An 11,792-nucleotide genomic window follows, 5' to 3' on the forward strand; every position below is an offset into this window, starting at 1 on the left:
TGATTATTCTTTGACGCCACCAATTGTCAGACCACCGACAAAATACCGTTGGAAGAATGGATAGGTGATCGCAATCGGTAAGGTTGCAACAACAACGATTGCCATGCGAGCAGTTTCGCTTGGCAAAGCGGCCAAACCGCCTTGGATCTGGGCAGCCATGCCGGAGCTTTTGGCTAGATAGTCCAAGTTGCTTTGAATCCGCATCAAAAGTGCTTGTAACGGCACTAAAGAGTCTTTTTGAATATACAACAATGCATTGAACCAGTCGTTCCAATAGCCAAGAGCGGCAAATAGACTGATTGTTGCGATCCCTGGAACCGCTAAGGGCAACACGATGGACAGAAAAATCTTCATTTCGCTGGCACCGTCGATCCGCGCAGATTCTATAATACTATCTGGTACCGTCTTTTTAAAGAAGGTCCGCATAACAAGGATATTAAAAGGCCCTAAGGCAAGGGGTAAGATCAATGCCCAAATCGTGTCTTTCAATTGGATCAAGTTGACCATCACTAAGTAATTGGCAACCATCCCTGGCGCAAATAACATGGTGATCAAAGCGAAGATCGTAAAGAACCGACGGAATGGAAAATTTGAGCGAGAGATGACATAGGCATATAGCGAAGTCATCGTTGCATTGACGAAGGTACCAAAAACAGTGATAAAAATAGATACGCCAAATGCTTGGAAAATTTTGCTGCTCATTTGTCCGCTAAACAGGTAGGTATATGCTGCGAACGAAAATTCTTGTGGCCAAAAGCGATAGCCGTTTTCTGCCAAAGAGGTTTCACTGGTCAATGAGATCGCGATCACAAAGAGAAACGGCAAGACACAGGAAATCGCGAACAGACCGATCACGATATTAAAAATCAGGTTGACCGTTGGGTTAAAGGAGCGGATCTCGACTTTCGTTACTTTTTTCTTCATTTATCCATCCTCCTTAGAATAATGCTGAATCTGGTTCTAGTTTACGAACAACCAAATTCGCTGTTAGTAATAATAATGCCCCAACCACTGATTGATAAAGGCCGGCAGCTGCGGTCATCCCGAAGTCGCCTGTGGCAGTCAGTCCATTATAAATGTACGTATCTAAAACGGAGGTGACTTGGTACAACGCCCCAGAGTTTCGTGGGACTTGATAGAAAAGTCCGAAGTCGGCACGGAAGATCCCACCGATGTTCAAAATCAACAAGACGGAAATCATTGGAATCAGTTGTGGCAACGTCACATTTTTAATCTGCTGCCATTTGCTGGCACCATCGACCATCGCGGCTTCGTAATACGTTTGATCGATCCCGACCACTGACGCATAATAGATGATGCTGTTGTAGCCTAAGCTCTTCCAGACATTCATAAAGACGAAAATAAACGGCCACCATTTCGGATCAGCATACCAGTTGATTCCTTCACCGCCCATACCCGTGATCCATTGGTTGATGATCCCTTTGTCTGGACTCAAAAAGGCATAGACAAAGTACGAAATAACCACCCAAGAAAGGAAGTACGGCAACAGTGACATCGTGTGATAAACTTTTACCAAACGCTTATTGCGTAGCTCACTCATTATAATGGCAAAGGCAATCGCAAAGAATAGGTTGAATGCTAAAAATACGATATTGTAGAGTAGGGTATTTCTAGTGATCAGCCAAGCATCATTGGATGCAAATAAAAATTTAAAGTTATCAAAGCCGACCCATGGGCTTTGTTTCAAACTGGCAAAAAAGCCGTCTGGTGAAATGTGGAAATCTTTGAACGCCACCACATTTGCGAATACAGGTATATAGAAAAAAAAGATAAACCAGACAACACCTGGCAAAGCCATCAATATTAACGCTTTGTATTGCCAGACATTCCTCCAAAACCCCTTTTTCTTCACATCTCATCATCTCCTTCATGCTACTAGAATAACGCTTTCATCCCTAAAAAATAAGGAACAAACTAAAGATAAAATGAAACAAATTAAAGGTCTTTGTTTATATTTTGTTTTTATTCTCTAAAAACCAGAAAAACGTCCTACCTTTTGCAAGATAGGACGCTTCATTGAGTTGTTTTTTACAAAGGATCAATCGACAAAGCCGTTTTGCTGAATCACTTTGCGGAACCACTCACCTGACTTTTTGATGGTGCGTTTTTGGGTAGCCAAATCAACGGCAATAAACCCGTAACGATTTTTGAATTCATTCAGCCAAGACCAATTATCCATGCAAGTCCACATGTGATACCCGCGGCACCGGCTGCCTTCTTGGATTGCTTGGTGAACATACCGCAAATGATCTTTGATAAAGGTGATGCGGTACTCATCTTGGATCTGACCGCTGGCATCGATAAAGCGTGTTTCATCTTCGACTCCCATGCCGTTTTCTGAAATATAACAAGGGATATTGCCGTAGTTGTCTCGTAGGTTGATCAAGGTATCATAAATGCCTCGTTCATAAATTTCCCAGCCTCGATGGGGATTGATTTTCTTTTCTGGCCAATCATAAACATCGAAGTAATCTTCTGGCATTGGAGTGTCCGCTGTTTTGGCAGAACGCTTTTGCTGCACCCGCCGCGGCTGATAATAGTTGACCCCCAAGAGATCGACCGTGTTTTCTTTAATGATCTGCAAATCTTCTGCTCTGGTTTCTGGCATGATCGCCAACTCGTTTAAGACAGTGATCAATTCTTCCGGAAAGGTGCCTTTGACCGCTGGATCTAAGAAGGAACGGTTGAAAAAGGCATCTGCCAGTTGCGCCGCTTGGCCATCTTTTTCATCATTCGGATCTTTCGGATAGGTCGGTGTCAAATTCAAGATGATGCCGATTTCGCCTGATTGCTGAGACTGACGGAAGCGTTGGATCGCTAAAGCGCTGGCGAGTGCTTCATGGTAGCCGACTTGCACCGCATGTGCCAAGTTGATTTCTGCTGGGTAATGCTGTTGATACAAATACCCCATCTCCACTGGCACGATCGGTTCATTTTGCGTGAACCAATGACGGGCTTGATCACCGAACAACTCAAAACACAAAGCGGCATAATCTGCAAATGCTGTGACAGTCTCGCGATTGAGCCAGCCGCCTTCTTTTTGCAGTGCCATCGGCATATCAAAATGATACAAATTGATGAAAGGCTCGATGCCATTTTCGATCAAAGTGGCGAAGTACTCGCGATAAAACGCCACCGCTTGTTGATTGACCGCTCCTCTTCCTTCTGGCAGCAAGCGACTCCACTGGATCGAGGTTCGAAAAGAATTAAAGCCGATCTCTTTCATCAATGCTACATCTTCTGGGTAACGCTGCAGCAGCTGGACGGTATCTTTGGGTCCCCGTTTTTGATAAAAGCGTTCTGGTTCCGTTGCGTACCAATAGTCCCAAATCGAATCCCCTTTGCCATCATCGGCCGTTCGTCCTTCAGTTTGCGGACCGCTGGCAGCGGCTCCCCACCAAAAATCTTTAGGAAAATGCAGGTTAGTCATGGGCAGTCACCTGCTCTTTGCCTAACAAGAGACAGCCGATAATGCCACTTTTGTTCGGCAAGCCCCAAGTGACGATGTAGTCTTCCACTGGTGGTGTCTCCATATAGCCTGCCATTTGTTTCAGGAAGGCTTGTTGGATTTGAGCGAGTAAATGCGGCTGATTCATGACCCCACCGCCTAAAATGATTATCTCAGGTGCTAAAGTTAACGTGATATTGACCAGCGCTTGCCCTAGATAAAAGGCCTGCAACCCCCAAATCTCGTGCGCTTGCGGCAAGTCTTGTCCTTTGATCCCCGTACGTCCTTCCAAAGAAGGCCCTGCGGCTAATCCTTCCAGACAGTCGCCGTGATACGGGCATGTACCAGCATACATATCTTCACTGTGACGTTTGACATAGATATGACCGATTTCTGGATGACCGATCCCTTCGAAAATCTTTCCTTCACGAACGACCCCGGCGCCAATGCCGGTCCCTACCGTAAAATAGACACAGCTGTCTTTGCCTTGTGCCGCTCCTTGGCGTAATTCTCCATAAGCGGCAGCATTGACATCTGTTGTCCAAGCAAATGCTGTCTCTGGGTAGCGCTTCTTCAACGCACCGAGAAAATCGAACTGCTGCCAGCCCTGTTTCGGCGTGGCTAGTATGTGGCCATAGGTCGCTTGGGTTGGATCGATCCCGATCGGACCAAAGGAACCGACCCCTAATGACACGAGATCGTAGGGATCGAAAAAGGCAAAGATCGCCGCTAACGTTTCCTCTGGCGTTGTCGTTGGGATCGACTCTTGGGCGATGATCGTCAGCTGTTCATCGGCAACGGCACAAATCATTTTTGTGCCGCCGGCTTCAATTCCTCCGTAAACCATCATTTCTCACTCCTTTACTCCAATGGTTCGAATTTCATATGGGTGTAATTTCTCATTGACGGACGATGCTTGTTCTTCCTCTAATAGGTTCAACAGACAGAGTGTCGCCTGCTCTTTTTGCACATGAAAGGCAGTGGCTTGATCCGCCAAATTATAGCCCCGCAAAACGATCTGCTGGTCTTGGCGATTGCGTTTTAAGGCGGTGATAGCTACCGTCGTTCCATGAGCTTCCATGTATTGGTTGCTGCTGGCTAGCTTGCCTTGATGCTTGTCGGTCTGGCTTGCCGTCCAAGGAACTTGGGCAGCTTGTGCTTGGCGATACGTTTCATAACGTTCTTCAGGAGCCCCATGACAGGCTACGCCATATTCAAAGGTGTGGCTGCCTAAGCATTGCGCTTCTGGTGTTGGGAAGTAGCCCCAATCGCCTAGCTCTCCCGTACAGCGCAACAAGGTCAAGCAGATCTGATCCTTCACGATTTCATATTCGTTCAAACCAAAATTAGAAACCGTCATGCCGCCTGTTTCATCATGCAAGTTGACAAAGGCGTGTTGATGCTGCGGATTCGTTGGGTTTTCCCAATGACTGGAAACCTGATTCGGCCGTTTTACGACTTCATAAATGCTGTCAGCTTCATGGAAATCCGTGATGATCCCTGTTGGGAATAAAACCCGCAGTCGGTGATCTTTGCTTTGGTTGTTGACGGTGGTTTTAAATGCCAGGCGGTTGCTGGTTCGTTCTAAGCGAATCTCCGTCTCGATCTTGAAAGCAACCAATTCTTGACTCCGCTGTGCTTTACGGAAACGGAAATCGACGACAGCTTTTTGTTCTTCTAACAAACGGTCATCTGCTGAAACAGGAATCTGTAATTCTTGTGTCAGTCGCACAATTCCCACCAGCGGATCGTTTTGTTCGATCGTCACCTGATGCGGAAATTGCGTCGATAAGATTGCTTGATCCCCTTCTGGTTGTTTGAAGATGTACTCATTGGCGATATCCCCCACATCCTCGAAAACCAGTAAATTGCGATACGTTTTTTGGGTTGCTTTGTCTGTAATCGTCAAGCTGCCGTTTTCAGTAATGACGGCTTCCAAATGTGCGTTGGCAAGTTTACGCCCTCCTTCTGAAACGATCGGTGCACTCTCTACTGGCGTAGCGGCTTTTTCCACTAGGGCAAAGGTCTGCCATGAGAATTCTGGCAACTGGTTTGCTTCTACTTGGACCGTGACAAAGCGTTTCATGAAAGGAATCCGAAAGGCATCTTTAGGCAATTCATAGTCAAAAAGGACCTCTTCTTCACTGATGATCGCAGCAACAGGTTTCCCCTGTTCATCGATCACCGAATAAGAACCTTTTGGCTTCGCCAATAATTCGTGGTAAAGCTTGCTTGGCAATCCTTCACGGAATGTTTTACGCTCAAGTTCGATCACGACTTCCACTAAACCAGAACGGGTGCTGCCAGTGGTGTTGAAGACCACAAAGGGACGACTCTCCTCAGGAAACCTGCTCGTGTCGATGGCGGCTACTAAATTGCGTAACGCTTCATCTGCCACGAACTTACCAATTTCATTGGCTTTTTCAAAGCGCGGCATCATTTCTCGGTGTACTTCGTCCACTGAACAGCCGCAGATACTGTCGTGAGGATGATTTTGCATCAGTGTTTTCCACGCATGATCCAACATATCGTGAGGATAGCTGTCGCTTGCTTCATAAGCCATAGTTGCTAATGGTTCAGCGACATTTTCTAATTGGCGGGAAACCTTTGTATTCCATTGTTTCAGATAGACTCGGGAAGAGGCGGTATTGGCTAGAGTATACCAACCATCGGTTTCTTGACTGGTCAATTCACCGGTGACAGTTCCTAGGTCATCTGGCAGATCTGCTTGCACCGCTTCAAGGTATTCGGTAAAGCTGGCGTGTTTGAATTCATACTCTGGGAAAAGCTCGTTAGCTGTACGAATCGCTGCCGAAATGTCTTTTTGGACAGGTTGATGATCGACCCCATTCATCATTAAGTAATGATTGGTGGCACCAAATTTCTCTACATCTTGCAATTTTTGCGTCCAAAAAGCTTCGGCTTCTGCTTTATCCACCGGAATCTCATTGCCATTGGAGTACCAGTTGGCAAAAAGTAGACCAAAGATTTGACTGCCATCTGGTCCTTCCCAATGCATTTCAGAATATTGGGAAGTAAATTGATCATCGGGTAAAACTTCGTTGTCAAAGCCGATTGGTTTGACGCCACGTCCAAATGCAGCACTTTCAAGATTGGCTTGCAGCATCATTTGCGGGGTTTGCCCCATATTGCCGAAAGTATCTGGGAAATACCCCAACATAACAGGGGTGCCCCACTTTTTGCTTTCTGCCATTCCAATCAGCATATTACGGGTGTTTGATTCAGCACTGATCAAAAAGTCATCTTGCAAAATATAAAACGGACCGATCTGTAATTCCCCTTGTTTGATGGCCGCTTTGACCGCTTCGCGTTTTTCAGGTCGCACTTCTAAATAGTCATCCAAGATGATCGTCTGCCCATCTAGATGGAAGCTGTGGAACTCAGGGTCATTTTCAATTAACTCTAAAAGATCATCCATCAATTCAACTAGCCGCATGTGATGCTGTTCGTAAGGCATGTACCATTCCCGATCCCAGTGGCTGTGAGAGATGATATAAACTTGTTTCTTCATTGATTTTTACTCCTCGCTGTTTGCGTCGTTGGACTGCTTTTTGTGTCACTCGAACGGTCGTGGGTCGTGCTGCTTATTTTTCCACTCGGATATCGAAATAATCCATGACCAATTCACAAAACATCATGTTCGCCCAAGAGAACCATTCTCTCGTGTATTGCGAAGGATCATCGACATCGAACCCTTCATGCATCAAATTTGTACCCGCATCTGTCGCCACTAACTGATCCAAAATTCGTTTCTTTTCTTCTTTGTCAGTGGTGGTCATGCCTTCCATTGCCATGGCGATCGGCCACACATAATTTTCTGGCGTATGAGAGCTGCCAATGCCTTTAGCGTATTTGCCTTCATAGAAATACGGATTTTCACTGCTTAACAACGTTTTACGGGTCTGAAGATAAAGGGGATCTTCCATACTGCCATACCCCAAGTAAGGGGCGGCGATCAAATTCGGCACGTTGCTGTCATCCATCAGTGTGCCATTGCCGAATCCATCCACTTCATACGCGTAGACTTCTTCGCCAGCTTGATTTTTGGTCAACCCGTATGCTTTAATCCCTGCTTCGATCTCTGCTTGCAATTTTTTCGCTTGTGCCACGATCGCTGTGTCTTCTAAAACCGTCGTAAAGATTTCTTGGATATAGCCTAAGACCACCACCGCAAACATATTGGAGGGAATCAAATAGCCGTATTTGCAGGCATCATCACTTGGTCGAAAACCTGACCAAGTCAAGCCAACGGGTTTCACCGGCGCGCCTTTGCCGTCATGAGTCAAGGTATCTTCTTTTCGCCAGGTATCCCGTTCAAAGCGATACGGGGATTCCTCATGGTTTTGTTCTGTTACAAACACCTCCAAGGCTTTTTTGATGCCTGTTACAAAATCATCATTGAACTGATCTGTTCTGCCTGTGTTTTTATATAGCAGATAGGCCAGTTGGATCGGATAACACAAAGAATCGATCTCATATTTGCGTTCCCAGATCCAATCGTTCATTTCTGTATCGTCTGTTTGGTGGCCAGCGCCATTGGCTGATTCGTTAAAGGCATTTGCGTAAGGATCGATCGTAATATAGTAGAATTGCTTCTTGACCAACCCGCTGATCATACTTGCTAAGTCTTCATCTTCTTTGGCGATCACTAAATACGGACGAACTTGCGCAGTGGAATCTCGCAGCCACATGGCTGGAATATCCCCCGTCAGTAAAAAGGTCGTGCCATCCTCATGACGCTTGACCGTCGTTAATAGTGTATTGGCAAAAGCTGCATTAAAATTTTTCGCCCAATCGGCATGCGTTTCTCCGCATAGATCCGTAATCGTTTCCATAAATATTGCTACTGAAGTTGGTATTTCTTTATAAACCATTCCATCACCTTCCCTGATTTGATATATCAATTTATGAACCTAGTATATCATGAATCATGTGAATGTCTAGCGCTTTTTCAAAATAATTAAAGGGTTTTCATTTTTATCGGTTTATGGTATGCTAACAAATATGATATATCAAAAGGGGTTTTCTTATGAAACAACCATTATATAAAAAAATTTACTCGGAGCTTCACGAAGCCATCGTTGAAGGGCGATTAGCTCCGGGCAGTCGTGTCCCTACTGAAAAAGAACTATCTGAACAATACCAAGTCAGTCGGATCACCTCTAAAAGAGCCTTGACGGAACTGGAACAAAATCAGCTGATCTATCGCGTGCAAGGCAGCGGCAGCTTTGTCCGAGAATTGAAGGAAAAAAAAGCGACTGGACGAATTTTGTTTGTCTTGCCCTTTGCCAATGATCTCTCTTTAGGAAACTTTACCGAAGGCATTTACCCCGTGATGCAAGAACACGGCTTTGAACTTTTGATGACACCAGTGGATTATTTGGAAAAAACGACGGCAGCTGAGCTGATGCAAGAATTCGACGGCCTGATCTATTACGCCAGCAATACGTTTTCTTACTATGACTTGCTGTTCGAATGTGCTGAAAAACACTTTCCTATCGTGACCTTAGATAAAAAGCTGCATGAGTTTGATTTTCCAGCGGTCATGCCAGATAACTTTCAAGGTGGACAGCTAGCTACGGAGCATTTACTTGCGTTGGGGCATCAACGGATCGCTTATATTTTTGGTGATACCCATCATCCACAATCCGTCCGTCAGCGTTATCTAGGTTACATCGATGCGCTGAAAAAAGCCCAAAGAACCTTTCGCACCAAGCTCGACGACACAGCTGCCAGTATCGCAAATGCGCTTGCCTACCTGGAAGAACATCAGGTCACGGCAGCCGTCTGTGAAAATGACTTGATCGCCATCGAATTGATGCGTGCACTGCGTCAAGCAGATTTGCACGTCCCTGCCAACATTTCCCTGGTTGGTTTCGATAATATCCAAGCCGCTGCCCTCGTTGATCCAGCACTAACGACCATCGGGCAGAATTTTGCGGAGATGGGGCGCTTGGCAGGAAACCAAGTGATTGAGAAAATCAACGCTGCGAAGGCAGCACCCCCAGTACCAACGGAGACGACCACCCATTTAGTGGCTGTTTCTTTGATCAAAAGAGAATCAACCCAATTAAAGGAGTGAACCAAGTGAACGTATCAATGATCGACACACGACACGGAACAGACAACCAATATAGTTTTTCCCATGGCAACTGCCTGCCTTATGCAGGGGTTCCTTTTGGCATGAACTACTTTGCCCCGCAAACCAGCGATCAACGAGGCAGTTGGTGGTTTCATCCAGAAGATCGAACCTTTCAGGGCTTTCGCATCACCCATCAGCCTAGCCCTTGGATGGGGGATTTCAGCCATCTGACGATGCTGCCGATAAACGGCACGCTTTCTGAAAATACCCTTTTCCATGCGCAAAGCTCGTATCGTCCGGAAGAAAGCACCTTTAATCCAGCCTTTCTTAAAATCAAGACGCAGCGGTATTTAACAACAACGACTTTGATTCCCAGTATGTATGGCGGTGTGCTGTCTATTGAAAACTGCGGGGATCAGCCGGGTCTTGGCTTGTCACTGCCGGGTGACTATGTCTTAGAACAGTTGGATGAACAGACAGTGGCTGGTCAACTGATCGTATTTTCAGGATGCGAAGACGAAAGCTTCACCTTCCATTTCGTCTATCGTTTTGAAACACCCATCACGGCGATCGAAGGTGCCTTGACAGGCAAAGAAGCCTTCGTCGTTCTCCGCTTTGATAATTGCCAAACACAGACGATCCGTTTTGCAACCTCGTTTCTCAGTCGCGAACAAGCTTGTTTGAACTTGCAGCGGGAACAGCAATGGGCTCCTGCCGATTATCTGGCTTCTGTCCAACAGCAATGGAATCATTTTTTGCAAAAAATCGAGATCGAGCATCACGATCAAGCACAAGTTTCTACTTTTTATCATAATTTTTATCGCTTATTCTTGTTTCCTCAAACCTTCTTCGAAATCGATCAAGAGTGTCGCAAAGTGCACTGGGATACCTTGGCAAAAGCGATCAAACCAGGACCACTGTACACAAACAACGGCTTTTGGGATACGTATAAAACTGTCTACCCGCTCTTTTCACTCTTGGCTGTCGAACAATTGGAAGACATGCTGGAAGGCTTTTTGAACAGTTATCGCGAAAGCGGCTTTTTACCAAAATGGCTATCACCTGATGAGCGGGGGTTGATGCCCGGGACGCTGATCGATGCCGTGATCGCTGATGCCGCAGTAAAAGGCATTCGTCCCGATTTGATGCCCGAATTTTTAGCAGCGATGAAAAAAGGTGCCACCGTCCAAAGTGAAAATCCCAATTATGGTCGGCGCGGCACGACGGACTATTTGACTTACGGGTATGTGCCATTGACGCATCATGAATCGGTCAATCACACCCTTGATTATTGTTACAGTGATTTTTGTATCTCACAAGTCGCGCAACAGCTGGGTGACGAGCAAGCAGACTATTATCAGCAGCAATCGCAAAATTACCGCAACATTTTCGATCAGGAGACCGGCTTTATGCGGGCAAAAGACCCAGATGGCGCTTTTCGTCCAGAGTTTAGTGACACACGCTGGGGCTTGGATTATGCAGAAGGCAGTGCGTGGCAAAGTAGTTTTGCTGTTTACCATGATTTCGCTGGCTTGATCACTGCACACGGCGGCAAAGCGGCCTTTGAAGCAAAACTGATCGACTTGTGCAATCAAGAACCTCGCTATACGACAGAAGGCTACGGGTTCGAGATCCATGAAATGAGTGAGATGGCCGCACTCGATTTTGGTCAGCTGGCGATCTCCAATCAGCCAAGCTTCCACTATCCGTATCTATTCAGCTATTTGGGCAAACCAGAAATGGCACAGCCCTTGATCAAGCAGTTACTGACACAGTGCTTCAATGACTCACCAAAAGGCTTTCCTGGCGATGAAGACAACGGCAGCATGGCTGGTTGGTACATCTTCAATGCCTTGGGCTTTTATCCAGTCACACCGGGGACAGGCGAATATGTCATTGGCATGCCCTTATTTGATCAAGCAACACTGCATCTTGCTTCAGGCAAAGACTTAGTGATCAAGAGCACGCCCAATGCGCCGCAACAGCTCTTCGTGGATAAAATTACATTGAACGAAGAACCCTTCGAGCGATTATTTTTCACCCACCAAGAATTGACTGCCGGTGGTACATTGAACTTCCAGCTAGGTATCGTCCCTCGTAGCAAAGAGTGGTCAGCCGATGCCTATCCTTATAGCGTCAGTCAACCACATGCATAACGAAAAAACCGCTCCTTAGCAACAGGCAGCAGTCTACTTTCAGTCAATTGAAAGTGCACGCTGT

The 11,792-nt window shown here is 46.1% G+C and carries 8 protein-coding genes; 2 read left to right on the forward strand and 6 right to left on the reverse strand.

The annotated features are described in order from the left end of the window. Window positions 1–3: 3 nt before the first annotated feature. From IGJ42_RS11115 to IGJ42_RS11140, 6 genes are all read right to left on the reverse strand, one after another. Window positions 4–924: a carbohydrate ABC transporter permease gene (locus tag IGJ42_RS11115; RefSeq protein ID WP_005225516.1), complete on the reverse strand. Its 921-nt coding sequence runs from the start codon at window positions 922–924 to the stop codon at window positions 4–6. Between the two features lie 13 nt (window positions 925–937). Continuing rightward, complete coding sequence (locus tag IGJ42_RS11120; RefSeq protein ID WP_086294872.1) at window positions 938–1,819, reverse strand: ABC transporter permease; 882 nt, start codon at window positions 1,817–1,819, stop codon at window positions 938–940. Between the two features lie 240 nt (window positions 1,820–2,059). After that, window positions 2,060–3,451 carry a glycoside hydrolase family 1 protein gene (locus IGJ42_RS11125; RefSeq protein WP_430615410.1) on the reverse strand — a complete coding sequence of 464 codons (1,392 nt, stop codon included), beginning with the start codon at window positions 3,449–3,451 and terminating at the stop codon, window positions 2,060–2,062. After that, entirely contained in the window at window positions 3,444–4,319 is an 876-nt protein-coding gene (locus IGJ42_RS11130) for an ROK family protein (protein ID WP_430615411.1), read from the reverse strand. The genes IGJ42_RS11125 and IGJ42_RS11130 overlap by 8 nt, the downstream gene beginning before the upstream one ends. Window positions 4,320–4,322: 3 nt before the next feature. After that, complete coding sequence (locus IGJ42_RS11135; protein ID WP_430615414.1) at window positions 4,323–7,001, reverse strand: alpha-mannosidase; 2,679 nt, start codon at window positions 6,999–7,001, stop codon at window positions 4,323–4,325. 73 nt (window positions 7,002–7,074) lie between these two features. Further along, window positions 7,075–8,364, reverse strand: a complete 1,290-nt coding sequence (locus IGJ42_RS11140) for a glycoside hydrolase family 125 protein (RefSeq protein WP_005234748.1) — start codon at window positions 8,362–8,364, stop codon at window positions 7,075–7,077. Window positions 8,365–8,519: 155 nt separating this feature from the next. On the opposite strand from IGJ42_RS11140, the gene IGJ42_RS11145 reads away from it, so the two are divergent. Both IGJ42_RS11145 and IGJ42_RS11150 read left to right on the forward strand, forming a co-directional pair. After that, window positions 8,520–9,572, forward strand: a complete 1,053-nt coding sequence (locus tag IGJ42_RS11145; RefSeq protein ID WP_005234743.1) for a GntR family transcriptional regulator — start codon at window positions 8,520–8,522, stop codon at window positions 9,570–9,572. Window positions 9,573–9,577: 5 nt separating this feature from the next. Beyond that, window positions 9,578–11,728 carry a GH92 family glycosyl hydrolase gene (locus IGJ42_RS11150; RefSeq protein WP_034878458.1) on the forward strand — a complete coding sequence of 717 codons (2,151 nt, stop codon included), beginning with the start codon at window positions 9,578–9,580 and terminating at the stop codon, window positions 11,726–11,728. Window positions 11,729–11,792: the final 64 nt, after the last annotated feature.

Origin of the sequence: Enterococcus sp. DIV1067f (assembly GCF_050543505.1) — a bacterium.
Taxonomy (GTDB): Bacteria; Bacillota; Bacilli; order Lactobacillales; family Enterococcaceae; genus Enterococcus_D; species Enterococcus_D entomosocium.